This window comes from Pseudomonas sp. SBT1-2 (assembly GCF_028640875.1).
Lineage (GTDB): Bacteria > Pseudomonadota > Gammaproteobacteria > Pseudomonadales > Pseudomonadaceae > Aquipseudomonas > Aquipseudomonas chlororaphis_I.
This window is the reverse complement of record NZ_JAQZAA010000110.1, coordinates 16,216-41,684: the sequence shown is the minus strand read 5'-3', so window position 1 is coordinate 41,684 and position 25,469 is coordinate 16,216. Positions and strand designations below refer to the sequence as shown.

At 62.4% G+C, this 25,469-nt stretch carries 22 protein-coding genes; 5 read left to right on the top strand and 17 right to left on the bottom strand.

The window, feature by feature from the left end; all coding sequences use genetic code 11:
- Positions 1–26 precede the first annotated feature (26 nt).
- Positions 27–2,300: a TonB-dependent receptor gene (locus PVZ78_RS25090; RefSeq protein WP_273829443.1), complete on the bottom strand. Its 2,274-nt coding sequence runs from the start codon at positions 2,298–2,300 to the stop codon at positions 27–29.
- A gap of 205 nt (positions 2,301–2,505) precedes the next feature.
- Here PVZ78_RS25090 and PVZ78_RS25085 point away from each other — a divergent pair, with 205 nt between their 5' ends.
- On the top strand, positions 2,506–3,186 hold the full coding sequence (locus PVZ78_RS25085) for a Fe2+-dependent dioxygenase (protein WP_016701680.1): 681 nt from the start codon (positions 2,506–2,508) through the stop codon (positions 3,184–3,186).
- 3 nt (positions 3,187–3,189) lie between these two features.
- On the top strand, positions 3,190–3,972 hold the full coding sequence (locus PVZ78_RS25080) for a tetratricopeptide repeat protein (protein ID WP_053268205.1): 783 nt from the start codon (positions 3,190–3,192) through the stop codon (positions 3,970–3,972).
- Positions 3,973–4,157: 185 nt separating this feature from the next.
- Here PVZ78_RS25080 and PVZ78_RS25075 read toward each other — a convergent pair whose 3' ends face one another.
- Positions 4,158–5,321, bottom strand: coding sequence for a type III PLP-dependent enzyme (locus tag PVZ78_RS25075; RefSeq protein WP_007923836.1), 1,164 nt, complete (start codon positions 5,319–5,321; stop codon positions 4,158–4,160).
- Positions 5,322–5,672: 351 nt separating this feature from the next.
- Complete coding sequence (locus PVZ78_RS25070; protein ID WP_038630597.1) at positions 5,673–6,644, bottom strand: LysR substrate-binding domain-containing protein; 972 nt, start codon at positions 6,642–6,644, stop codon at positions 5,673–5,675.
- A gap of 134 nt (positions 6,645–6,778) precedes the next feature.
- Between PVZ78_RS25070 and PVZ78_RS25065 the strand changes: the two genes are divergently transcribed.
- Positions 6,779–7,462, top strand: a complete 684-nt coding sequence (locus PVZ78_RS25065) for a type 1 glutamine amidotransferase domain-containing protein (protein ID WP_273829442.1) — start codon at positions 6,779–6,781, stop codon at positions 7,460–7,462.
- On the opposite strand, the gene PVZ78_RS25060 is transcribed toward PVZ78_RS25065, so the two are convergent.
- The 6 genes from PVZ78_RS25060 to PVZ78_RS25035 all read right to left on the bottom strand — a co-directional run bounded on the left by PVZ78_RS25060 (position 7,463) and on the right by PVZ78_RS25035 (position 11,682).
- Positions 7,463–7,603: a zinc-binding dehydrogenase gene (locus PVZ78_RS25060; RefSeq protein ID WP_009046957.1), complete on the bottom strand. Its 141-nt coding sequence runs from the start codon at positions 7,601–7,603 to the stop codon at positions 7,463–7,465.
- Positions 7,594–7,983, bottom strand: a complete 390-nt coding sequence (locus PVZ78_RS25055; protein ID WP_233146681.1) for a zinc-binding dehydrogenase — start codon at positions 7,981–7,983, stop codon at positions 7,594–7,596. Before PVZ78_RS25055 ends, PVZ78_RS25060 begins: the two co-directional genes overlap by 10 nt.
- 246 nt (positions 7,984–8,229) lie before the next feature.
- Positions 8,230–9,387, bottom strand: coding sequence for an osmoprotectant ABC transporter ATP-binding protein OsmV (locus tag PVZ78_RS25050; protein ID WP_009046959.1), 1,158 nt, complete (start codon positions 9,385–9,387; stop codon positions 8,230–8,232).
- Entirely contained in the window at positions 9,384–10,037 is a 654-nt protein-coding gene (locus PVZ78_RS25045; protein WP_025806388.1) for an ABC transporter permease, read from the bottom strand. The genes PVZ78_RS25050 and PVZ78_RS25045 overlap by 4 nt, the downstream gene beginning before the upstream one ends.
- Before the next feature lie 14 nt (positions 10,038–10,051).
- Positions 10,052–10,945, bottom strand: a complete 894-nt coding sequence (locus PVZ78_RS25040; protein ID WP_025806389.1) for a glycine betaine ABC transporter substrate-binding protein — start codon at positions 10,943–10,945, stop codon at positions 10,052–10,054.
- Between the two features lie 20 nt (positions 10,946–10,965).
- The gene (locus tag PVZ78_RS25035; protein WP_025806390.1) at positions 10,966–11,682 is read right to left on the bottom strand and encodes an ABC transporter permease; all 717 of its coding nucleotides are present in this window, start codon (positions 11,680–11,682) and stop codon (positions 10,966–10,968) included.
- 567 nt (positions 11,683–12,249) lie between these two features.
- Here PVZ78_RS25035 and PVZ78_RS25030 point away from each other — a divergent pair.
- Entirely contained in the window at positions 12,250–13,833 is a 1,584-nt protein-coding gene (locus tag PVZ78_RS25030; protein ID WP_009046963.1) for a peptide chain release factor 3, read from the top strand.
- 479 nt (positions 13,834–14,312) lie between these two features.
- A complete protein-coding gene (locus PVZ78_RS25025) occupies positions 14,313–14,573 on the top strand; it encodes a hypothetical protein (RefSeq protein WP_038582122.1) in 261 nt (86 codons plus the stop codon).
- 120 nt (positions 14,574–14,693) lie between these two features.
- Here PVZ78_RS25025 and PVZ78_RS25020 read toward each other — a convergent pair whose 3' ends face one another.
- The 8 genes from PVZ78_RS25020 to PVZ78_RS24985 form a co-directional block, all read right to left on the bottom strand.
- Positions 14,694–15,665, bottom strand: coding sequence for a peptide ABC transporter ATP-binding protein (locus PVZ78_RS25020; protein ID WP_273829441.1), 972 nt, complete (start codon positions 15,663–15,665; stop codon positions 14,694–14,696).
- Positions 15,665–16,633: an ABC transporter ATP-binding protein gene (locus PVZ78_RS25015; protein WP_009046966.1), complete on the bottom strand. Its 969-nt coding sequence runs from the start codon at positions 16,631–16,633 to the stop codon at positions 15,665–15,667. Before PVZ78_RS25015 ends, PVZ78_RS25020 begins: the two co-directional genes overlap by 1 nt.
- Before the next feature lie 10 nt (positions 16,634–16,643).
- Positions 16,644–17,570: an ABC transporter permease subunit gene (locus PVZ78_RS25010; protein WP_007927027.1), complete on the bottom strand. Its 927-nt coding sequence runs from the start codon at positions 17,568–17,570 to the stop codon at positions 16,644–16,646.
- 11 nt (positions 17,571–17,581) lie between these two features.
- A complete protein-coding gene (locus PVZ78_RS25005) occupies positions 17,582–18,592 on the bottom strand; it encodes an ABC transporter permease subunit (protein WP_009046967.1) in 1,011 nt (336 codons plus the stop codon).
- Positions 18,593–18,665: 73 nt separating this feature from the next.
- The gene (locus PVZ78_RS25000) at positions 18,666–20,261 is read right to left on the bottom strand and encodes an ABC transporter substrate-binding protein (RefSeq protein WP_009046968.1); all 1,596 of its coding nucleotides are present in this window, start codon (positions 20,259–20,261) and stop codon (positions 18,666–18,668) included.
- A gap of 81 nt (positions 20,262–20,342) precedes the next feature.
- Positions 20,343–21,764, bottom strand: a complete 1,422-nt coding sequence (locus PVZ78_RS24995; protein ID WP_028681652.1) for an OprD family porin — start codon at positions 21,762–21,764, stop codon at positions 20,343–20,345.
- A 171-nt stretch (positions 21,765–21,935) separates the two neighbouring features.
- On the bottom strand, positions 21,936–23,537 hold the full coding sequence (locus PVZ78_RS24990) for an ABC transporter substrate-binding protein (RefSeq protein ID WP_273829440.1): 1,602 nt from the start codon (positions 23,535–23,537) through the stop codon (positions 21,936–21,938).
- A gap of 305 nt (positions 23,538–23,842) precedes the next feature.
- Entirely contained in the window at positions 23,843–25,468 is a 1,626-nt protein-coding gene (locus tag PVZ78_RS24985) for an ABC transporter substrate-binding protein (protein WP_273829439.1), read from the bottom strand.
- Between the last annotated feature and the right edge of the window lies 1 nt (position 25,469).

Below are 25,469 nucleotides of genomic sequence, written 5' to 3'. Positions count from 1 at the left end.
GCGGCAGCGGCTACAGGTGAAACCCGTCAGAAGTGGAAGTTGGTGGTGAACAAGGCGGTACGGCCGGCTGCCTGGTTGGCGAAGTGCGCCGAGTAGGCTTTGTCGTAGTAGGTCTTGTCGGTCAGGTTCTGCACGTTCAGCTGCAGGTCGACGTTCTTGCTCAGCTTGTAGCTGGCCATGGCGTCGTAGCGGGTGTAGGACGGCACATACACGGTGTTGCCGGCATCGCCATACACCTCGTCGACATAGAACGCACCGCCGCCGATGGTCAGCTTCGGCAGCACTTCATAAGTGGTCCACAGGCTGAAGCTGTTTTTCGGCGTGTTCGGCATTTCATTGCCTTTGTTCGAACCGGCGCTGACGACCCCGTTACGACCGTTGAGACCGGCGTCCACCAGCTCGCTTTTCAGGTAGCTGTAGCCGGCGAAGACTTGCCACTTGTCGGTGATCTTGCCGCTGGCCGACAGCTCCAGGCCGTCGACGCGGGACTCGCCGGCGTTCTGGTAGGTCAGGGCGTCCACCAGGATGCGGGTGTTTTTCTTCTCGGTACGGAACACCGCGGCGGTCAGGGACAGGCGGTCGTTGAACACATCCCACTTGGTGCCCAGCTCGTAGTTGACGGTTTCTTCCGGTTGCAGGTCGCTGACGCTGGCGCCGGCAGACAGCGGATTGCCGTCCGCTCCCTCGCCGACCAGGCCGCCCGGTGGTGTCGCCGAAGTGGCGTAGGAGGCATAGACGCTGCCGTTGTCCGTCGGTTTCCACACCAGGCCGGCCTGCCAGTTCCAGAACTGGCTGTCGTCCTTGATCTTGGTGCGCCCGGTGGCGGTGTCGGTATTGGCCACGGTGTCGAAGGTGTCGTAGCGCAGGCCGACGTTCAGCAGCCATTGCGGATCGAGCTCGATGGTGTCGAACACATAGGCCGCGCGGCTGGTGGCTTTGGTGTTGGTGCCGTAGTAGTTGCGGCTGATGGCGCCGGTCCAGGCATCGTCCGGGTTCGGGTTGCTCAGCGAGGTGCAGCTCGGGATGCTGCCCGGGTTACAGACCTTGGCGGTGTTGCCGGCGATGTTGTAGCTGCTGACGCGAGTCTCTTCGCCGGTGAACTCAAGGCCGGTGGAGTAGTTGTGCTTGAAGCCCAGGGCCTGGAATTCGCCGAACAGGTCGGTCTGGTTGGTGGTGGTTTCGGTGGTGGACACCCGCGAGTTGGCGCGACGCCACACGGTGCCGTACTTGTTGACGTTGAACTTGCTGTCGTCCGGCTGGGTGAGGATGTAGTCCTGGCCGGTGTTGCCATGACGCAGGGTGTTTTTCAGCGTCATGTTGTCATTCAGGTCGTGCTCGATGGAGATGGTGCTGATGTCCGCGCGGGTCTTGCGGAAGTCACGATCCTTCAAGCCATAGAAGTTGTCGCTGTTGCCGCCGTCGGTGGGTTTGTCGTGCTTGTGGGCGGTGGCGCTGGCCGAGCTGTAGCCGTAGGGAATGCCCGAGTCCGGCAGGTCATCGCTTTCCATGTGGTAGTAGCTGAAGTTGACGCGGGTCGGGGTGCCCAGGCCGAACGTCAGGGACGGTGCCACGCCCCAGCGGTCGTAGTTGACGGCATCGCGACCGGCCACGTTCTGCTCGTGGCTCATCAGGTTCAGGCGGAAGGCGGCGCTGTCGAGGAACTGACGGTTCACGTCCAGCACATAACGGCGGGTCTGGTCGGAGCCATAGGTGAAGCCACCGTTGAGGAAGTCTTGCTGCTTGGGCGTCTTGCTCACCAGGTTGAGGCTGCCGCCGGCCGAGCCGCGACCGCCGAAGGAGGAATTGGGGCCCTTGCTGACTTCGATCGATTCGATGTCGAAGATCTCGCGGCTCTGGCCGCCGGTGTCGCGCACGCCATCGAGGTAGGTGTCGCCCTGGGCGTCGAAGCCGCGGATGAACGGACGGTCGCCTTGCGGGTTGCCGCCTTCACCGGCGCCGAAGGTAATGCCCGGCACAGTGCGCAGCGCATCCTGCAGCGAGGTGGCGGCGGTGTCCTTGAGGACTTGTTGAGGCACCACGGTGACCGAGCGCGGGGTGTTGACCAGCGGCGCGGTGTACTTCTGCGACGAGGCCTTTTCGACCTGGTAGGACGTCTGGTCCTGGGCTTCGCCGGTGATGCTGGTGGCATCCAGGGAAATGGCATTGCCGGCGGCTTTCTTCTCGGTGTTTTCCGCGGCAAAAGCCATATGGGCTGCGGAACCGGCGGTGATCGCCACGCCAATTGCAGACGCCAGCAGGCGTGGTGAACCGAGCGGTAATGGTGGTTGTTGGCGCGACATGGTGATTCCCCTCCCCAAGGATTTGAGGCGGCGGAATATAAGGCGAACAAGTATTTGTATCAATTGCGAAATATTGCTATTCGCGCAGAATTTACATTCTTTACAATTTCGCTTTACGGTTTTTACGTTTTCATTCGTCTGCGCATTTTACATTTGCAATAAGAATCAATATCATTTGCACCCCTTTGCTTTCAGGTATTGCCTCATGCTCCTGCATATTCCCGGCCTGTTCTCCCGTGAAGAAGTGCTGCGTATTCGTGAGGCCCTGGAGCAGGCGGACTGGGCCGATGGCAAGATCACCGCCGGTTACCAGTCGGCCAAGGCCAAGCACAACCTGCAGCTGCCCGAAGGCCACCCGCTGGCCCAGGAGATCGGCGCGGCGATGCTCGAGCGCCTGTGGCAGCACCCGCGCTTCATGTCGGCGGCGCTGCCGCACAAGGTGTTCCCGCCGCTGCTCAACTGCTACACCGCCGGTGGCAGTTTCGACTTCCATATCGATAACGCCGTGCGCCAGCCCAAGGGCAGCGTCGAGCGGGTGCGGACCGACCTGTCCTCGACCCTGTTTTTCAGCGACCCGGAGGACTACGACGGCGGCGAGCTGGAAATCCAGGACACCTTCGGCACCCAGCGGGTGAAGCTGCCGGCCGGCGACATGGTGCTGTACCCGGGTACCAGCCTGCACAAGGTCAATGCGGTCACCCGCGGCACCCGTTATGCGTCGTTCTTCTGGACCCAGAGCCTGGTGCGCGAAGACAGCCAGCGCGCCCTGCTGTTCGAGATGGACGAGGCGATCCAGCAACTGACCCGCGACATGCCGGATCATCCGTCGCTGATCCGCCTGACCGGCACCTACCACAACCTGTTGCGCCGCTGGGTCGAGGTGTAGACCGTGAGTTTCCAGTTACGCCGCGAGGAAGTCCTCGACGGCGAGCAACTGCGCGCCATGCTCGAACAGAGCCCGGCCCGGGCCGCCCAGGCGATCCTGCTGGCGGCCGGGGAGGGCGTGCTGGATGCCCAGGCGCTGCTCGGGCAGATCCTCCTCGACGGCCTGGGTATCGAGCGCGACCAGGCGCTGGCGCTGCGCTGGTTCACGATCGCCGCCAAGGGCGGGCACCTGATGGCGCGCAACATGCTGGGGCGCTGCTGTGAGCACGGTTGGGGCTGCGAGGCCGATGCCAAGGCGGCTGCCGGGCATTATCGCCAGGCGGCCGAAGCCGGGCTGGACTGGGCGCTGTACAACTACGCCAACCTGCTGGCCACCGGTCGCGGAGTCGCTGAAAACCACGCCCTGGCCTTGAACTGCTACCAGCGCGCGGCCGCCATGGGCCATGCCAAATCCATGAACCTGCTGGGCCGCTATCTGGAGGAGGGGCGTCACTGCCCCAGGGATGTCGCGGCGGCCTGCGACTGGTATCGCCGTTCCGCCGAGGGCGGGGATTTCCGTGGGCAGTTCAGCCACGCTGCGGTGCTGGCCGATGCCGGGCGTATCGACGAGGCGCTGGGTTGGCTGGGCAAGGCTCTGGAAGGCGGCAACCTGAACTTCCTGCGGGTCGCCCGTGGCGCTTTGTTGCAGGCGGCCCATCCGCAGATCCGCGGCCTGGCCCTGGCTTATCACCAGCGTGCGGCAGAGCTGGGTGACGAAACCGACCGCGAGGCGTTAGCCCAGCTGTAGCTTCTGTAGGAGCGAGGCTTGCCCGCGATGACGGTATCAAGGCCGCCACCGGCCTTCGGCCTATCGCGAGCAAGCTTCGCTCCTACAGAGGCAATGCGTGCGCTACATAGACGCAAGCCACCGCCATTTCGCAGGCATAAAAAAGCCCATGACACGTCATGGGCTTTTTCGTTACGGCGTGGCGCTTACACGTAGAAGGATTTCAGTGGCGGGAAGCCGTTGAATTCCACAGCGCTGTAGCTGGTGGTGTAGGCACCGGTGGACAGCCAGTACAGGCGGTCGCCGATGGCCAGGTTCAGCGGCAGTCCGTACTTGTAGTTCTCGTACATGATGTCGGCGCTGTCGCAGGTCGGACCGGCAATGACCACTTCCTCCGTCTCGCCTTTCTTCTCGGTCCAGATCGGGAACTTGATGGCTTCGTCCATGGTTTCGATCAGGCCGGAGAACTTGCCCACGTCGGTGTAGATCCAGCGCTCCACGGCGGTGCGGGATTTACGCGCTACCAGCACCACTTCGCTGACCAGGATGCCGGCGTTGGCGATCAGCGAACGGCCTGGCTCGAGGATGATTTCCGGCAGCTCGTCGCCGAAGTCTTCCTTGAGGAAGCGGATGATTTCCTCGGCGTAGGTTTCCAGGCTGTTGGTGCGGGTGATGTAGTTGGCCGGGAAGCCGCCACCCATGTTGATCAGCTTGAGGTGGATGCCGTCTTCTTCCTTCAGGCGTTCGAAGATCACCTTGACCTTGGCGATCGCCGCGTCCCAGACGCTGATGTCGCGCTGTTGCGAACCCACGTGGAACGACACGCCGTAAGGCACCAGGCCCAGGTCGCGGGCGAGGATCAGCAGGTCCATCGCCATGTCGGTCTGGCAGCCGAACTTGCGCGACAGCGGCCAGTCAGCGGTGGTCGAGCCTTCGGTGAGGATCCGCACATAGACTTTCGAGCCCGGCGCGGCCTTGGCGATGTTGCGCAGGTCGGCTTCGGAGTCGGTCGCATACAGACGCACGCCCTTCTCGTAGAAGTAGCGGATGTCCTTGGATTTCTTGATGGTGTTGCCGTAGCTGATCTGGTCCGGGCTGACGCCGCGGCCCAGCACCTTGTCCAGCTCGTAGATCGAGGCGATGTCGAAGTTCGAACCTTTTTCCCGCAGCAGGTCGATGATTTCGACGGCCGGGTTGGCTTTTACCGCGTAGTAGACCTTGGCGAATTCGAAACCGGCGCGCAGGTCATCGTAGGCCTGGGCGATCATCTGGGTGTCGATGACCACGAACGGGGTTTCTTGCTTGTCGGCGAACGCCTTCATTTTCTGAAAGGTTTCGCGCGCGAAATAGTCTTCGACCTGAATCGACATACCTGGGAGCTCCTAATGGCAAACGGGTAAAAACAATGGGTGCAAATGAACGTCCTCCGTATCCCCACTTTGGTTCGCCTACTTCCCAAGGCATGTCGCCGAAAGCAAAAAGGCCACGGGCGTATTTGCCCTTGGCCTTGCTGTCTCGTCGTCAGTACTTGAGCCGGATGGATCGTTTCCAGCATGGACGTTCGGCGCGAACTTTAGGGCGTGAGGGGCCTGAGATCAACAAAAAATGTCGCGTTTTTGCACGCGTTCGTCGCGTGGTCCGAGTCAGTCATTTATGTAACCGACCCAGATGACAGGCTGATGTTCCTCGCCATTGTCCGCTGACCTTGCCGATCCGCCGGTTCAGAGCCTGGAGTCGGTCAGGAAACAGGCATCCTCGTCGCCGCGCAAAGCATAGCCGTCGTAGAGATTTTCAAAGTCCAGGGCGCGAAAGTTCTCGGCGAGAAAATCCAGCAGCGCGCGGACCGAGGGCATGACGCCGCGACGGCTGGCGAACAGCGCATAGACCTGGGCGCTCCTGGGTTTCCAGCCGGCGAGGACCGGATGCAAGGTGCCGTTGCGCATGTCCTTGAACACCACCAGCTTGGGCAGTTGCACGATACCGCCGCCCTCGAGGGCGACGCGGCGCAAGGTGATCATGTCGTCGGTGATCAGCCGCGGGCTGTGCGCCACCGAGGCCTGTATCCCCTGGTCATCTTCCAGGTGCCAGCAATAGCTGTGGTTGGCCGGCCCCTGGTCCAGGCTGGGAAATCCCGTGAGGTCGCTCAGCGCCCGCACCGGCCCCAGGCGTTCCAGCAGCGCCGGGCTGGCCACCAGTTCCTGGGGGCTGCGGGACAGCGGCTTGAGGGTCAGGCTGCTGTCTTCCAGCGGTGGAACGTCGACCCGCAGGGCAATGTCGAACCCTTCACGCAGCAGGTCGACATTGCGGTTGGTGCTTTCCAGCTGCACCTTGATCTCGGGGTAGCGCTCCATGAAGCGCGAGATCATGCCGGCCACCAGGAAGTTCAGCAGCGCGGTGGGGCAGGCGATGCGCACCGTGCCCTTGGGGGAGGCCTGGCTGTGTTCGATCAGCGACTGCGCAGCCTCGGCCCCTTCGAGCATGGCCAGGCAATGCTGGTAGTACTCCAGCCCCAGCTCCGAAACGCTGAACTGACGCGTGGATCGGTTGATCAGGCGCACCCCGAGGCGCTCCTCGAGGGCGCTCAGGTGACGGCTGAGCCGGGACTTGGGAATCCCCAGGTTACGGCTGGCTGCGCCTATTCCCTGGTGTTCGACGATGCAGGTAAAGAAGTACAGCTCGTTCAGGTCGTACATCGTGGGGCTGTTCCAAGAATGAAATAGTCAGTTGCGGCCCGTCGGCTATGTGCGCGGGGTGGAGCTGGCTAAGGTGGCTTTCCCTTGGCCGCGCGGCCGGTCCGCGCAGCCATTCATGTCCAGTGAGGTGAAGCATGAGCAAGAAAATGCTAGTGGTCCTGACCAGTTTTCCCAAGTACCCGACGCTGAACCGGGCCACCGGCCTGTGGCTGGGCGAAGCCGTGCATTTCGTCAAGGCGGTCGAGGCGGCCGGTTACGCGGTCGATTATGTGAGCCCCAAGGGCGGTTATACACCGATCGATCCCCACAGCCTGGCCATGGCCGACGAAACCGACTGGGCCTGGTACCAGGATGCCGCGTTCATGGCCCGGCTTGGCTCGGTGCTGAAACCGGAGCAGGTCAACCCGGCGGATTACTCGGTGATCTACTACGCCGGTGGCCATGGCGTGGTCTGGGACTTCCCGGACAACAAGGCGCTGCAGAAGATCGCCAGTTTGATCTATGAAGCGGGCGGCATCGTTTCGTCGGTGTGCCACGGTGCCGTGGGCCTGCTGAACATCCAGCTGTCCGACGGCAGCCTGCTGCTCAAGGGCAAGGAAGCCACCGGCTTCTCCAACGCCGAGGAGAAACTGGCCGAACTCGATCAGTACGTGCCGTACCTGACCGAGGACGAAATGCTCAAGCGTGGCGCGATCTACAAGAAGGCCTCCGAGCCCTGGGCATCCTTCGCGGTGGCCGATCAACGCCTGATCACCGGGCAGAACCCGGCGTCGGGCGGGGCGGTCGCGGCGCTGGTGCTCAAGGCGCTGGCGGGCTGATCAGCCGCGGGTAAAGAGCTGGAGGATGATCTTGCCGATATGCCGGCCGCTGTCGATCAGTCGGTGGGCCTGCTGCACATCCTCCAGCGCGAACCGCTCGAATATATAGGGTTTGACCCGGCCGGCGCTGATCAGCGCCAAACCTGCCGTTCCAGCTCGGCGACGATTTCGGCTTTCTCGTCGTGGCTGCGCGAGCGCAGGGTCGAGCCCACCAGCGTCAGGCGTTTGCTCAGCAAGGGGAACAGGCTCAGTTCCCGGGCCGCGCCCTTGTGCACGCCGATCTGCACGATCCTGCCGTACGTCGCCGCGGCGGCGAAATTGCGTGCCACATAGTCCCCGGCAATGATATCGACGATCACGTCCACGCCCTTGCTGTCGGTGGCCTGCATCATCACCTCGACGAAATCTTCCTGCCGGTAATTGATCGCCTGGTCCGCGCCCAGGGCAAGGCTGACCTTTTGCTGTTCCTCGCTGGAAACCGTGGTGAAGATCCGCGACGCGCCGAAGGCCTTGGCCAGCATGACCGCCGGGGCGCTGGATTTCGATGGCGAACATGGAGGGGGACATGAGGGCTTCCTCGAATGATTGGGATGCCGTTCAAGGTAGGGGCGGGAGTTGATGCAGTCGCGCAGCGATTTCTCGCTGCTGCGATGCATAAATGCAGCGAATAAAAAACTCGGGCGTGGTGGTTTTTCCGGTCATGGCACAAACGAGCCAGACCTCGGTCTGGCTCGTTTGCGTGATGTCACGGGGTTGATGGACAGGCCTCAGGCCAGCGCAGTCTCGGCTGGCGAGACGATATTGGTCTTCATCCCCCGCGAGCGACCGGAGCTGAGGTAGGCGGCAATCGATTCCTGGGTCACTTCGCCGAGGAACACCCGCTCGGCGTCCAGCACCGGCAGCCACGAACGGTTGAACTCGTACATCCGCGACAGCAGGATGCGCAGGTGTTCGTCGTAGGCTGCGGTGGCGTTGAACTCGCGCAGGTACTGGGCGCAGGTGCCGGTTTGGCGGTGCAGGTCGCGGCGGCGCACGTAACCCAGGGCCTTGTTCTCGGCGCAGGTCACCACCAGGTAGCGGCGGTCGTGTTCGTCCATCAGTTCCAGGGCGTCGGCCACCGGGGTTTGCGGGCTGACCGACGGCGCGTTGTCGGCGGCGTCCTCGGCCTTCACCAGCAGCAGGCGCTTGAGGGTGCTGTCCTGGCCGACGAAGTTGCTGACGAAGTCGTCCGCCGGATGGGCCAGCAGGGTGTCCGGGTGATCGATCTGCAGCAGCTTGCCGGCGCGGAAGATGGCGATCTTGTCGCCGAGCTTGATGGCTTCGTCGATGTCGTGGCTGACCATGATCACGGTCTTGTTCAGCGCCCGTTGCATCTCGAAGAACTCGTTCTGGATCATCTCGCGGTTGATCGGGTCGACCGCGCCGAAAGGTTCGTCCATCAGCAGCAGTGGCGCATCGGCCGCCAGCGCCCGGATCACCCCGATCCGCTGTTGCTGGCCACCGGACAGCTCGCGGGGATAACGATGCAGGTACTGCTTGGGTTCGAGCTTGATCATGCTCATCAGCTCGCGGGCGCGCTCGTGGCATTTCTGTTTGTCCCAGCCCAGCAGACGCGGCACCACCACGATGTTTTCCTCGATGGTCATGTTGGGGAACAGGCCGATCTGCTGGATCACGTAGCCGATGTTGCGGCGCAGGGTCACTTCGTCCAGGCCGGTGGTGTCCTCGCCGTTGATCAGCACCTTGCCCGAGGTCGGCATGATCAGGCGGTTGATCATTTTCAGCGTGGTGCTTTTGCCGCAACCCGATGGCCCGAGGAACACGCAGATTTCGCCTTCATTGACGGTCAGGCTTACGGAGTCAACGGCGGTGATGGTCTTGCCGTTGCTTTGGAAGGTCTTGGTCAGGTTCTGAAGTTCGATCATTTGAGCAGTCCTTTTGGAGTCAAGGAGCGTTGCAGCCATTGCAGAAGCAGGTCGGCGAAGATGGCCAGGAGACTGACCAGCACCGCGCCGACGATCAGCATCGACATGTCGCTGCGGCTGATGGAAGCAAGAATGAGCACACCCAGGCCGCCGGCGCCGATGGTGGCGGCGATGGTCATGACGCCGATGTTCATCACCACGGCGGTGCGCACGCCGGCGAGGATCACCGGCACGGCGATCGGCAACTCGACCATGCGCAGGCGCTGGCCGAAGGTCATGCCGATGCCGCGGGCGGCTTCGCGGATCCCTGGCTCGACGCCGGTCAGCGCCAGGTAGGTGTTGCGCATGATCGGCAGCAGGGAATAGAGAAACACCGCGGTGATTGCCGGCAGCGGCCCCAGGCCCTGGCCGAACTTGGAATAGAACGGCAACAGCAGGCCGAACAGGGCGATCGACGGGATGGTCAGCAGCACGGTGGCGCTGGCTTGCAGTGGGCCGGCCAGGGTCGGGAAGCGGGTCATCAGGATCCCCAGGGGCACGCCGAAGAGGATCGCCAGGGTCACGGCGATGCCCACCAGGGTGATGTGCTGCCAGGTCAGCTGGATGACTTGCTGCCAGTCGAGATGGGAAAAGGCGTTGAGCAATTCCATGGCTTTTTCCTCCCTCAATTCAGTGGATGCTGGCGCAGGAAATCTGCGGCAACGGCGGATGGGCTTTCATGGTCGACGTCGACCCGGGCGTTGAGCTGGCGCATGGTCTGGTCGTCGAACAGTTCGGCCAGCGGCTTGAGATCAGCGGCCAGTTGCGGATGGGCGTCGAGGTAGGCCTGGCGCACCACGGGGGCCGCGGTGTAGTCGGGGAAGTAATGCAGGTCGTCGTTCAGCAACTTCAGATTGAAGGCATTGAGTCGGCCGTCGGTGGTGTAGACCAGGCCGGCGAACACCTGGCCGTTACGCAGGGCGGTGTAGACCAGCCCGGCGTCCATCTGCCGGATGTTCCTGCGGGTCAGGTCCATGCCGTACAGCTCGACCATGCCTTGCAGGCCGTCGGAGCGGTTGGCGAACTCGGTGTCCAGGGCGATCAGGTGGTGGTCCTGGCGTTCGGCGTCGAGGACGTGTTTCAGGTCGCTGACGCTGTTGATCTGCGGGTATGCGTCCGCGACGTTTTTCGGCAGGGCCAGGGCGTAGGTATTGCTGAACTTCGACGGCGTCAGCCAGACCAGGCCTTTTTTCCCGTCGAGTTCCTTGACCCGCTCATAGGACTCTTGGCTGTCGAGTTTTTCCGTCACGTGGTTGTAGGCCACCAGGGACACCCCGGTGTATTCCCAGAGCATGTCCAGCTGCCCGCTTTCGTGGGCGCTGCGCGCCAGGTTGCTGCCCAGGCCGCCGGTGACCCGGGTGTCGTAGCCCTTGCTGCGCAGGTACTGCGAGGTGATTTCCGCCAGCAGCGTCTGCTCGGTGAAGACCCGGGCGCCGATGCGGATCACCGGCTTTTGCGCGGCTTGGGCAATTCCCGCGCACAGCAGGACGCAGCCTATGATCAAAGCTATTTTTTTCATGTGAATTCCTTCGCGCAGGCTTAAGACGGGCGCAGGCCGCGTTCCAGCCAGAGGCGGCTGGCCAGTGTCACCAGGCCGTCGAGCAGCAGGGCCAGCAAGGCGGTGCAGGCCGCGCCGAGCAGCAGTTGCGGCTGATTGTTCAGGGCGATGCCGGGGAAGATCAGGCTGCCGAGGCTGTTGGCGCCGATCAGGAAGGCCAGCGGCGCGGTGCCGACGTTGATCGCCAGGGCCACGCGCACGCCACCGACGATGATCGGCACGGCGTTGGGCAGCTCGACTTTCCACAGCACCTGGCGCGGCGTCATACCGATGCCGACGGCGGCTTCCTTGAGGGAACCCTGGACGTTTTTCAGACCTTCGTAGGTGTTGCGCACAATGGGCAGCAAGGAGGCGAGGAACAAAGCGAAGATGGCCGGCCCGCTGCCGATGCCGAGGATCCCCAGGGCGATGGCCAGGACGGCCAGGGGAGGGACGGTGTTGCCGATGTTGAACAACTGCATGAAGCGCTCGGCACGCCCGACCATCTGCGGTCGGCTGAGGAAGATGCCGGCGGGTATCCCCACCACGAGGGCGGCGAACATTGAAGCGAGTACCAGGTACAGATGGGCTTGCAGGTAAAACAACAGATCGTCGCGGTAGTGTTCGATCGTACTGATGCCGATCCAGTGGACCAGCAGGGCCAGGAGAGCGATGACCGCCGCGCCTCCTATCAGCCCTTTGCCATAGCGAATAGCCACAGGCGGACTCCTTTTTTATGTCGGCGAGCCTTCTTTCGTGTGGCAAGGCCATACCTGGCTGCCAAAAGAACGGTCGCGAGAAGCAGCTCGTCGCTGCGCTGGAAACAGCGCGGGATCGAGCCATACGCATAGCCTCGTCAGGCTAACTTGCTGATTTTTCTACCCCTGACGAAAGCTCGTAACAGGGGAGTGGACGCCTCCACCTTTTAAAAGGTTCCATATTTGGCAACGTTTGGCCACCCTCAATCCCATTACTCCGATATCTCTGATGCCTGGCCGCCTGTAGCCGCCTGTAGCCGCTGCCGAGCGCAGCGAGGCTGCGATCGGCGGCGCAGCCGTCGCAAAACCAGGCGACGCGGTGGTTCAGTCAAACCGTGTATTCAGTGTTTGCGAGCGCTACATCGGAATGCCGCCCAGCTCGATCGCAGCCTCGCTGCGCTCGGCAGCGGCTACAGGGAACGTACAGGGCAAGGGTTGCAGAGGCTCCAGGCCGAACGGTGGTCCGTGGAGCTTGCTTTGCGCTATACTCGCCGCCCTTTTTTTGAATCACCTGCCAGGCGATTTCCCATGACCAAACAGGCCGCCGAAGTCGCGAAACGCCGCACTTTCGCCATTATTTCCCACCCGGATGCGGGTAAAACCACCATCACCGAGAAGCTCTTGCTGATGGGCAAGGCGATTGCCGTTGCCGGTACGGTGAAATCCCGCAAGTCCGACCGCCACGCCACCTCCGACTGGATGGAGATGGAGAAGCAGCGGGGTATTTCCATTACCACGTCGGTCATGCAGTTCCCTTATCGCGAACACATGATCAACCTGCTCGACACCCCGGGCCACGAAGACTTCTCGGAAGACACCTACCGCACCCTGACCGCGGTGGACTCGGCGCTGATGGTGCTCGACGGCGGTAAGGGCGTAGAGCCACGGACCATCGCCCTGATGGACGTCTGCCGTCTGCGCGACACGCCGATCGTCAGCTTCATCAACAAACTCGACCGTGACATCCGCGACCCGATCGAACTGCTCGACGAAATCGAAGCGGTCCTGAAGATCAAGGCGGCGCCCATCACCTGGCCGATCGGTTGCTACCGCGACTTCAAGGGCGTGTACCACCTGGCGGGCGACTACATCATTGTCTACACCGCCGGCCACGGCCACGAGCGCACTGAAACCAAGATCATCGAGAAGCTCGATTCCGATGAAGCCCGTGCCCACCTGGGTGACGAGTACGAGCGCTTCATCGAGCAGCTGGAACTGGTGCAGGGCGCCTGCCACGAGTTCGACCAGCAGGAGTTCATGGACGGCCAGCTGACCCCGGTGTTCTTCGGTACCGCCCTGGGCAACTTCGGTGTGGACCACGTGCTCGACGCCGTCGTCGACTGGGCGCCGCTGCCGCTGGCACGCGTGGCCAACGAGCGCACCGTCGAGCCACAGGAAGAGAAGTTCACAGGCTTCGTGTTCAAGATCCAGGCGAACATGGACCCGAAACACCGCGACCGGATCGCCTTCATGCGCATCTGCTCGGGCAAGTACGAGAAAGGCATGAAGATGCGCCACGTGCGCACCGGCAAGGACGTGCGCATCGGCGATGCGCTGACCTTCTTCTCCTCCGAGCGTGAACAGCTCGAAGAAGCCTACGCTGGCGACATCATCGGCCTGCACAACCACGGCACCATCCAGATCGGCGATACCTTCACCGAAGGCGAGGCCCTGGGCTTCACCGGCATCCCACACTTCGCCCCGGAGTTGTTCCGCCGCGTGCGCCTGAAGGATCCGCTGAAATCCAAGCAACTGCGCCAGGGCCTGCAACAGCTGGCCGAAGAAGGCGCGACCCAGGTGTTCTTCCCCGAGCGCAGCAACGACATCATTCTCGGCGCCGTTGGTGTGCTGCAGTTCGATGTGGTCGCCAGCCGCCTGAAAGAGGAATACAAGGTCGAGTGCTCCTACGAGCCGATTACCGTGTGGTCCGCGCGCTGGATCGATTGCAGCGACAAGAAGAAGCTCGAGGAATTCGCCAACAAGGCCGTGGAAAACCTGGCGCTGGACGGCGGCGGTCACCTGACCTACCTGGCCCCGACCCGGGTCAACCTGGCGCTGATGGAAGAGCGCTGGCCCGACGTGAAATTCCGCGCGACCCGCGAGCATCACTAAGGTCTGAGCGACGCCTCACAAAAAAGCCCCGCGGCCCCAAACCGCGGGGCTTTTTTGTGCCCGTGGATAGGTGATGCCCGCACACCCTTTAGGGCAGGGATCGAACCGCGCATGCTGCTGTAGGAGCGAAGCTTGCTCGCGATGGGCTGCGTAGCAGCCCCAAAACCTGCCACCACTATTCTGCCGGAATCCCATTGCCCGAATGGACGCCATCGCGGGCAATCGAGCGTCGACCGGCAGTTCCTACAGATACGTGGTGTGCTTGTAGATCGCGAATCAAATCCCGCATACCCCCGTAGGAGCGAGGCATAACCGCAGGTTTTAAGGCCTAGTCGAAAGCCGTCTATCCAGTGGGCGGATAGATAGCTTGCTATCTGGCAAAGCGCCGCCTTCGGGGCTAGGTTTCATACGAAGCCTCGCCTTGCAGGTCAGGGCCTGTGGCCATTATTGATTCACCTACGCAAAGGGACGGAATCAACATGAATGCTTTCCAACGGGTTGTGCTGCTGCTCAAGGTGCTGGTGCTGTTGTCGCTCGGCCTGTCTGCGGCCTGGGCCAGTGACCAGGCGGCGCGGGTGCCGGGTTTCTGGGGGCCTGGGCATCTGCAGAACGGGGTGCAGATGATCGCCAAGTCGGAATCCGAGCCGGGTGATCAGGGGCAGGGTGGCAGCGCGGACGATGACGATTCGACCACCGACGAGCCGGATACCGACAGCGAAGACGAGGCTAGCCAGGGCTGAGCTTGCGTCTGCGGAAAAAAGAAAACCCCCTCTGCCGGACTGATGCGCAATCCGACAGAAGGGGCTTGGTCAACACTGATCAGGCGCCGCGGGCAACCGCGGCGCCTTTTTCTTGCCGGGTCAGCCGAGGAACTGTTCGGCGTAGTGGCAGGCCACCTGGCGGGTGTCGAGCAGGCGCAGGGCCGGCTCTTCGCTGCTGCAACGCTCGGTGGCATACGGGCAGCGCTTGTGGAAAGCGCAGCCGGATGGCGGGTTCAGCGGGTTGGGCAGCTCACCGACGATCTTGATCTTCGGCTTGTCCGGGTCCGGGTGAATGGTCGGCGTGGCCGACAGCAGCGCCTGGGTGTAAGGGTGCAGGGGACGGGTGTAGATGTCCTCTTTCGGGCCCATTTCCACCGGCCGGCCGAGGTACATCACCATCACGTGGTCGGCGACGTGACGCACCACCGCCAGGTTGTGGGAGATGAACACGTAGGCGGTGTTGAACTCCTGCTGCAGGTCCATGAACAGGTTCAGTACCTGGGCCTGGATCGACACGTCGAGGGCCGAGGTCGGTTCGTCCGCCACCAGCACTTTCGGTTGCAGCATCATCGCCCGCGCCAGGGCGATACGCTGGCGCTGGCCACCGGAGAACATGTGCGGGTAGCGCTGATAATGCTCGGGGCGCAGGCCCACCTGCTTCATCATCGCCTGGACCTTTTCCCGCCGTTCGCTGGCCGACAGCTTGGTGTTGATCAGCAGCGGTTCGGCCAGTTGATCGCCGATCTTCTGCCGTGGGTTGAGCGAGGCGTAGGGGCTCTGGAACACCATCTGCACGTCTTTGCGCAGTTGCTTGCGCTGGGCCTTGTCGGCGCCGGCGACTTCCTGGCCGGCGATTTTCAAGGACCCGGAGGACGGCTCTTCGATCAGGGTCAGGGCGCGGGCCAGGGTGGATTTGCCGCAGCCGGACTCGCCGACCACCGCGAGGGTCTTGCCGGCTTCCAGCTCGAACGACACGCCGTTGAGGGCGCGCACGGTCGCATGGCCCTTGAACAGGCCGCGGGACACTTCGTAGTGGCGGGTCAGGTTGCGGGCGGTAAGAACGACGGCCATTACGCCACCTCCTGATTCAGCGGGTAGAAGCAGCGTGCGAGGCTGGCGGCTTTCGGGTCGAGGCTTGGACGCTGCTGACGGCAGTTTTCCTGCACGTACGGGCAGCGTGGCGAGAGCAGGCAACCTTGCGGACGGTCGTAGCGACCGGGAACGATGCCCGGCAGGGTCGACAGGCGCGCCGCGCCCATGCTGTGCTCGGGAATCGCAGCCAGCAACGCTTCGGTGTAGGGGTGGGCGGGGATGTCGAACAACTCCGGCACCTTGCCCACTTCCACCGCTTGCCCGGCGTACATCACGCACACGCGCTGGGCGGTTTCGGCGACCACGGCCAGGTCGTGGGTGATCAGCACCAGGCCCATGTTCTGCTCGCGTTGCAGGTTGAGCAGCAGGTCCATGATCTGCGCCTGGATGGTCACGTCCAGGGCGGTGGTCGGTTCGTCGGCGATCAGCAGTTTCGGCTCGCCGGCAATCGCCATGGCAATCGCCACGCGCTGGCTCATGCCACCGGACAGTTGGTGCGGGTAGGCGTCCATGCGGCTGGCGGCGCCCGGGATCTCGACTTTTTCCAGCAGTTCGATGGCGCGCTTGCGGGCCGCCTTGCCGGACATCTTCAGGTGCAGGCGCAGCACTTCCTCGATCTGGAAGCCCACGGTGTAGCTCGGGTTCAGCGCGGTCATCGGGTCCTGGAAGACCATGGCCAGGTCCTTGCCGACGATCTGCCGGCGTTGCCGGGCGCTGAGCTTGAGCATGTCCTTGCCGTCGAAGCTGAGGGCGTCGGCGGTGACGATGCCAGGATGCTCGATCAGCCCCATCAGCGCCATCATGGTCACGGACTTGCCGGAGCCGGATTCGCCGACGATGGCCAGGACTTCGCCCTTGTCCACGTTCAGGTCCAGGCCATCCACCACGGGAACGGCCTGGGCGTCGCCGAAGCGCACGTTGAGATTCTTGATTTCTAGCAGTGACATGGGAATCTCCTCAGGCGGCGTTCTTGAGTTTCGGGTCCAGCGCATCGCGCAGGCCGTCGCCCATCAGGTTGATTGCCAGCACGCTGAGCAAAATGGTCAGACCGGGCAGGCTCACCACCCACCAGGCGCGTTCGATGTAGTCGCGGGCCGAGGCCAGCATGGTGCCCCACTCGGGGGTGGGCGGCTGGACGCCAAGGCCGAGGAAGCCCAGGGCCGCGGCATCGAGGATCGCCGAGGAGAAGCTCAGGGTCGCCTGGACGATCAGCGGCGCCATGCAGTTGGGCAGCACGGTGATGAACATCAGGCGCGGCAGGCCGGCACCGGCCAGGCGCGCAGCGGTCACGTAGTCGCGGTTGAGCTCGCCCATCACCGCGGCGCGGGTCAGGCGCACGTAGGACGGCAGCGATACCACGGCGATGGCGATCACGGTGTTGATCAGGCCTGGGCCGAGGATGGCGACGATCGCCACGGCCAGCAGCAGGGACGGCAGGGCCAGCATGATGTCCATCAGGCGCATGATGGTCGGCCCGAGCAGGCGCGGGAAGAACCCGGCGAACAGGCCCAGGAGGATGCCCGGGATCAGCGACATGACCACTGACGACAGGCCGATCAGCAGCGACAGGCGCGAACCGGTGATCAGGCGCGACAGCAGGTCACGGCCCAGTTCGTCGGTGCCGAGGATGAATTGCCATTGGCCGCCTTCGAGCCAGACCGGCGGGGTCAGCAGGAAGTCGCGGTATTGCTCGCTCGGGTTATGCGGGGCGACCCAGGGCGCGAAGATCGCGCAGAAGATCACCAGCAGCATGAACAGCAGGCCGGCCACCGCGCCCTTGTTGCGCGAGAACGCCTGCCAGAATTCCTTGTACGGCGAGGGGTACAGCAGGCTTTGATCCACGGCCACGGCGGATACGGCTACTGAGGAGGTTGGAGTGCTCATGAGTATTGTCCTCAGCGCTGGTGGCGAATGCGTGGGTTGGCAAAGCCGTAGAGGATGTCCACCACGAAGTTGACCAGGATCACCAGGCAGGCGATCAACAGGATGCCGTTCTGCACCACGGGGTAGTCCCGGGCGCCGATGGCTTCGATCAGCCATTTGCCGATGCCGGGCCAGGAGAAGATGGTTTCGGTCAGGACCGCGCCGGCCAGCAGGGTGCCGACTTGCAGGCCGACCACGGTCAGCACCGGGATCAGCGCGTTGCGCAGGCCGTGCACGAACACCACGCGGGCGGGCGACAGGCCCTTGGCCTTGGCGGTGCGGATGTAGTCTTCGCGCAGCACTTCGAGCATCGAGGAACGGGTCATCCGCGCGATCACCGCCAGCGGAATGGTGCCGAGCACGATGGCCGGCAGGATCAGGTGGTGCAGGGCGTCGAAGAAGGCGCTGGTGTCATCGGCCAGCAGGGTGTCGATGAGCATGAAGCCGGTTTTCGGCTCGATGTCGTAGAGCAGGTCGAGCCGTCCGGAAACCGGGGTCCAGCCCAGGCTCACGGAGAAGAACATGATCAGGATCAGGCCCCACCAGAAGATCGGCATCGAGTAGCCCGCGAGGGAGATGCCCATCACCCCGTGGTCGAACAGCGATCCTCGTTTCAGCGCGGCGATAACCCCGGCCAGCAGGCCGATCACGGCGGCGAACAGCATCGCGGCCGAGGCCAGTTCCAGGGTCGCCGGGAACAGGGAAGTGAATTCGGTCCACACACTCTCGCGAGTCCGCAGGGATTCACCCAGGTCGCCCTGGGCGAGTTTGCCGATGTAGTCCAGGTACTGGGCATACAGCGGTTTGTTCAGACCAAGGCGTTCCATTGCCTGGGCATGCATCTCAGGGTCTACCCGGCGCTCGCCCATCATGACTTCCACGGGATCGCCGGGAATCATGCGAATCAATGCGAACGTCAGCAAGGTGATGCCGAAGAATGTGGGAATCAACAACCCCACACGGCGGGCAATAAAACTAAACATCTTCTGGTGTACCTCATCAGCCGGTTAGGCGTGTCCGGCATCCCTGGGGTCAGGGATGCCGGGCGTTTCTTATCTACTTCACCTGGGTGGTAGCGAAGTTGTTGGTGGTCAGGGGGCTCTGGTGGTAGCCCTCGACGTTCTTGCGCATTGCGGTGAACATTTTCGGATAGGCCATGGGGATCCAGGGTTGTTCCTTGTCGAAAATGTCCTGGGCCTGTTCATAGAGTGCGGTCCGTTTGGCCGGCTCGGACTCGGCGCGGGCCTGATCGATCAGGCTCTGGAACGCTTTATTGCACCAGCGAGCGTAGTTTTCGCCGTTTTTGGCGGCCTCGCAACTGAGGTTGGGGGTCAGGAAGTTGTCCGGGTCCCCGTTATCCCCCGCCCAGCCGGCGGAAACCATGTCGTGCTCGCCGTTCTTGGCGCGCTTGAGCATCTCGCCCCATTCCATGACGCGGATGTCGATCTTGAGGCCGATCTTCGCCAGGTCGGACTGCATCATCTGCGCGCCGAGCAGCGGGTTGGGGTTGGTCGGGCCGCCGCCGTTGCGGGTGAACAGGGTGAAGACCGTGCCTTCCGGCACGCCGGCTTCCTTGATCAGGGCGCGGGCCTTGTCCAGGTCGCGGGCCGGGTTGCCCAGGCTGGCGTTGAAGCCCAGCAGGGTCGGCGGGTAGGGGCCGGTGCCGACCACCGCGTTGCCCTTGCCGTACAGGCTGTTGACGTAGGCTTCCTTGTCGAAGGCAATGTTGATGGCCTGACGGACACGCGGGTCGCTCATGTATTTCTTGGTGGTGTTCAGGGCGACGTAGCCCACGGTCATGGCGGCCAGGTCGTCGACCTTCAGGTTGGTGTCGGCCTTGATGCTCGGGATGTCGTCGGGTTTCGGATACAGGGCGACCTGGCACTCGTTGGCCTTGAGTTTCTGCAGGCGCACGTTGTTATCGGTGGTGATCGCCAGGATCAGCGCGTCGGCTGGCGGCTTGCCACGGAAGTAGTCCGGGTTGGCCTTGAACCGCACCTGGGCGTCCTTGGCGTAGCGCTGGAAGATGAACGGGCCGGTGCCGATCGGCTTGCTGTTGAGGTCGCCGGGCTTGCCGGCCTTGAGCAGCTGGTCGGCGTATTCGGCCGGGAAGATCGAGGCGAAGGCCATGGCCACGTCGGCCAGGAAGGGGGCTTCGCGACGGGTCAGGGTGAAGACCACGGTGTGGTCGTCGGTTTTCTCGACGCTTTTGAGCAGCTCCTTGAAGCCCATGCTCTCGAAATAGGGGAAGCCCACGCTGGACTTGTCATGCCACGGGTGTTTCGGGTCCAACTGGCGCTGGAAGCTCCAGAGCACGTCGTCGGCGTTCATCTCGCGGGTCGGCGTGAAGTAATCGGTGCTGTGGAACTTGACGCCTTTGCGCAGGTGGAAGGTGTAGGTCAGGCCGTCCGGGCTGATCTCCCAGGACTCGGCCAGGGCTGGCTCGATGTCCGTGGTGCCGGGCTTGAAGTCCACCAGGCGGTTGAAGATGGTTTCCGCCACCGCGTCGGCAGTGACTGCAGTCGTGTACTGGACCATATCGAAGCCTTCCGGGCTGGCTTCGGTACAGACCACCAAGGGCTTGGCCGAGACGCCTGCGGCGACGCTCAGCAGTGCGGCAGCGATGGCCGCTCTCAGGGATAGCATTTTCATCTAGAACCCTCTGCAATCGGTTGAACCAGAGTAGCTGGAATGGCGAATTCATCATGAATTCGCCAACCAGCCGGTGTGTTTTTAGAGAATGTTGAACGGGATGGTGGTGACCAGGCGGAACTCGTTGATGTTGCCATCGGCCTGGTGTTCGCTGGCCCGGTGCGTAGTGTAGGTCGCACGAATGGCGGTGGCCTTGAGCGGACCACTCTGGACTGCATAAGACGCGCCAATGCCGTATTCGTAGTGGGTTTCGCCATCCATCAGGCTCAGGTCGCCGCGCTGGGCGCCCGGGTCGGTGTAAGCGGTGCCGCGGTAATGGGTACCGTCAATGCCCCAGCCACGCGCCTGGTAGATGTTGAACTTCAGGCCTGGCACACCGTATTCGGCCATGTTGAGGCCGTAGGCGATCTGGAAGGATTTCTCGTTCGGGCCGTTGAAGTCCGAGAGCAGGGAGTTGGCCAGGTAGATGCCGTTGGTTTCGTGCAGGTAGTCGAAGTAGGTATCGCCGTTCACTTCCTGGTACGAGAAGGTCAGGCTGTGCGCCTGGTGAGCCAGGCCGAGCGACAGCGAGTAGGTGTCGTTGTCGATCTCGCCCATCAACTTTTTGCCTTCGTCGACGGTCTTGTAGTAGTTCAGGCCGGTGGTCAGGCTCAGCACCTGGCTGTCGCCCAGTTCGTGGGTGGCGCCGAAGTAGTACTGGTTCCAGAAGTCTTCGACCTTGGCGCCATACAGGCTGGTCTTCAGGCTCTTGAACGGCTGGTAGTTCACACCTGCGGTGTAGACCTTGTCGGTTTCCACGCCGGTGGCGGAGTACTCGGTACGGAATTTCGACAGGCTCTGTTCGCTTCGTGGCGAAACGCGGTCGAAGCCGGCCAGGTCGAACGACAGGTTGTTCAGTTCTTCGCTGTGCAGGCTGATGCCTTCAAAGCTGGAAGGCAGCGCACGGTTGCCGATGACGTCGATGATCGGGGTGCTGAAGTTCTGGCGACCGGCGGTCAGCGTGGTATTCGATACCCGGAACTTGACGTTGGCCAGGCCCAGTTTGCTCCACTGATCTACCGCGTCGCCGTTGGAGTCCGCCAGGGTACGGTTGGAGCCACCGGCAATGTCCTTGCGATCACGGTCCAGCGCGATGGCGTTGTAGGCAGCCACTTCGGTGCTGACGCCAACGGTGCCCTGGGTGAAACCCGAGGTGTAGTTGAGGATGGTGCCCTGGACCCAGTTGATACGCCGGGCGGTCGGGGTCTTGGGTGCAGTGGGATCGTTTTTGACGCTGTTTTTCTTGTAGCTGAAGGTGTCGTCACGACGCTTCAGTTCATTGGCGTACCAGTTGCGGGTGGTGCCCCCAAGGCTCTGTCCGTCAATGAAACCCTTGGCTTCGCTTTGGGCGTTGGTACCGGCCAGGGTCGTCGGAACGAATTCCTGGCTCACGCTTTCCGCATGGGCCATGGCCGTGATGCTGCTGATGGCCAGGGCCAGTAACGCGGTGTTGCTCGGTTTCATGGGTGAAGCTCCTTTGCTTTCTTTATTTTTATGCCGGTCTTTTTGGTTGACCGGCTTTTGCTTTACAACTCATTCAAGGCATCGCAAACGTTTGCATGAGGCGTGAGCGCCGAATTCAGGCAACAAATTTGCGTGGGGGCGAATATCGCCCCCAGCGGCCTGGCTAATCATTTATTGGTCGATGCTGACGCCCGAGAACACGTTGCGGCCGAAAGGGCTGACCTTGAATCCTTCGACTTTGGCGCTCAACGGCTGGTTGACCGTCGAGTGGGCGACAGGGGTGATCGGCACCTGCTGCTTGAGCAACTGCTGGGCCTGTTGGTAGAGCACCGTGCGCTGTTCGCGATCGGTGACGATCTTGGCCTGCTTGATCAGCTTGTCGTACTGCGGGTCGCACCACATGGAGTAGTTGTTGCCGCCAATGGCGTCGCAGCTGTACAGGGTGCCGAGCCAGTTGTCCGGGTCACCGTTGTCGCCGGTCCAGCCGATCAGGCTGATGTCGTGCTCGCCATTCTTGGTGCGCTTGATGTACTCGCCCCATTCGTAGCTGACGATCTTCACTTTCAGGCCGATCTTGCCCCAGTCGGACTGGAGCATTTCGGCCATCAGCTTGGCGTTGGGGTTGTAGGGACGTTGCACGGGCATGGCCCAGAGGGTGATTTCCGTGCCTTCCTTGACCCCGGCGGCCTTGAGCAGCTCACGGGCCTTTTGCGGGTTGTAGGCGGCGTCCTTGATGCTGGTGTCGTAGGACCACTGGGTCGGCGGCATGGCGTTGACTGCCAGCTGGCCGGCGCCCTGGTACACGGCGTTGAGGATGCCTTGCTTGTTCACCGCCATGTCCAGCGCCTGGCGCACTTCGAGCTGGTCGAAGGGCTTGTGGCGGACGTTGTAGGCGATGTAGCCGAGGTTGAAGCCGGGCTTTTCGATCAGTTGCAGTTTCGGGTCTTTTTTCAGCGCTTCGACATCGGCTGGCCGCGGGTGCAGGGTGACCTGGCATTCGCCGGCCTTGAGCTTCTGTACGCGCACCGAGGCATCGGTGTTGATGGCGAAAATCAGTTGGTCGAGCTTGACCCGGCTCGGGTCCCAGTACTGCTTGTTGGCGGTGTAGCGGATGTTCGAGTCTTTCTGGTAGCTCTTGAACACGAACGGCCCGGTGCCGACCGGCTTCTGGTTGATCTCGCTGGGCTTGCCGGACGTGAGCAACTGGTTGGCGTATTCGGCCGAGAGGATCGCGGCGAAGCTCATGGCGATGTTCTGGATGAACGCGGCGTCCACCGAGTTCAGGGTCATCACCACGGTCAGCGGCCCGGTCTTCTCGACCTTGGCGATGTTCTTGTTCAGGCTCATCCCGTTGAAGTAGGGAAACTCGGTCGGGTAGGCCTTACGGAAAGGGTGCTCGGCGTCGAGCATACGGGTGAAGGTGAAGAGCACGTCGTCGGCGTTGAAATCACGCGTCGGCTTGAAGTACGGCGTGGTGTGGAACTTCACCCCTTCGCGCAGGTGGAAGGTGTACTGCAGGCCGTCCGCGGAAATATCCCAGCGGGTGGCCAGGCCAGGCACCACATTGGTCGCGCCTTTTTCGAACTCCGCCAGGCGGTTGTACAGCGGCTCCGCCGCGTCGTTGTCGGTGGCGGTGGTGTATTGCGCGGTGTCGAAACCGGCCGGGCTGCCTTCGGAGCAGAACACCAGGCTGTTGCTGGCCGCCAGGCTGGCGGAGGTTGCGGTCAACAGACCGGTGCCCAACAGGGCGGATAAAACCAGAGAATGACGCATGACGCTCCCTCTCCCTTTTATTGTTTTGATCGATGAGCAGTCGCCTCATCCGGAGGCGGTCATGTCATCGATCCCAAGTCCTCGCTTGCAGCAAATGCCGGGCAATGGATGCACCACTCCATGCTTTGACGGTAGGGGTCGCCGCATGGGTAGTAAATGCCAATGAGCCTGAAAGACATGTAGGGAACTTCCGAAATGCCCGTACTCACCACGATGGGGCGCAGCAAGAGGAAGAGCGTTCGAGTTCCGGCAGTCCTGGCAGGTAAGGCAACGGCGACGTCAGGTGACGTCGCCGTTGCAGACCCTTATTTGCTGATGCTGACGCCGTAGAACGAGTTCAGACCAAAGGGGCTGATCTTGAAGTCCTGCACGTTGGCGCGCATGGGTTGGAACACCGTCGAGTGGGCGATAGGTGTCATCGGGACTTGGTCTTTGAGGAGGTGTTGCGCCTGCTTGTACAGCTCGGTGCGTTTGGCCACGTCCGGGGTGGCTTTGGCTTGTTTGATCAGTGCGTCGTACGGCTTGTCGCACCATTTGGAGAAGTTGTTGCCGTTCATGGCGTCGCAGCCGAACAGGGTGCCGAGCCAGTTGTCCGGGTCACCATTGTCGCCGCTCCAGCCGATGATCATCGCCTGGTTCTCGCCGCCCTTGGAACGCTTGATGTACTCGCCCCATTCGTAGCTGACGATGTTGACCTTCAGGCCGATCTTCGCCCAGTCGGACTGCAGCATTTCAGCCATCAGCTTGGCGTTCGGGTTGTACGGACGCTGCACCGGCATGGCCCACAGGGTGATCTGGGTGCCTTCCTTGATGCCGGCTTCCTTGAGCAGCGCCTTGGCTTTCTCAGGGCCGTACTTGGCATCCTTGATGGTGTCGTCATAGGACCACTGGGTCGGTGGCATGGCGTTGACCGCCAGCTGGCCCGCGCCCTGGTAGACCGAGTCGATGATCTGCTGCTTGTTCACCGCCATGTCCAGCGCCTGGCGGACCTTGAGGTCGGCCAGCGGGTTGGCGTCGGTGCGGCCCTTGAGCACAGGCATCACGTTGTAGGCGATGTAGCCGAGGTTGAAGCCGGCCTGCTGCGGCAGCTTGAGGGTCTTGTCCTCGCCCAGGGCCTTGAGGTCGGCCGGACGTGGGAACAGGGTGACCTGGCATTCGTTCTTTTTCAGCTTCTGGATGCGTACCGACGGGTCGGTGGTGATGGCGAAGATCAGGTTGTCGATCTTCACGTCCTCAGGCTTCCAGTACTCCTTGTTGCCGGTGTAACGGATGTTGGAGTCTTTCTGGTAGCTCTTGAACACGAACGGGCCAGTGCCGATCGGCTTCTGGTTGATGTCGCCCGGCTTGCCTTCCTTGAGCAGCTGGTCGGCGTACTCGGCGGACTGGATGGAGGCGAAGCTCATCGCCAGGTTCTGGATGAACGCGGCGTCTACGGTTTTCAGGGTGAACTTGACGGTCTTGTCGTCGACTTTCTCGACCTTGGTGATGTTGGTGTCCATCCCCATGTCGGTGAAGTAAGGGAATTCGGTCGGGTACGCCTTGCGGAACGGCATGTCCTTGTCGAGCATGCGGTTGAACGTGAAGAGCACGTCGTCGGCGTTGAAATCACGGGTCGGCTTGAAGTACGGCGTGGTGTGGAATTTCACCCCGTCGCGCAGATGGAAGGTGTAGGTCAGGCCATCGTCGGAAATGTCCCAACTGGTCGCCAGGCCAGGAACGACGGCGGTGCCGCCACGCTCGAACTGGCTGAGACGGTTGAAGATGGTTTCTGCTGAGGCGTCGAAGTCGGTTCCGGTGGTGTACTGGCCTGGGTCGAAACCGGCCGGGCTCCCTTCGGAGCAGAACACCAGGTTAGTCGCTGCCTGGGCGAAGGGTGCGCTGGCGAGCAAGCCGGCGCTGACTAAAAGCGGAATGACTGCTTGTTTGAACATG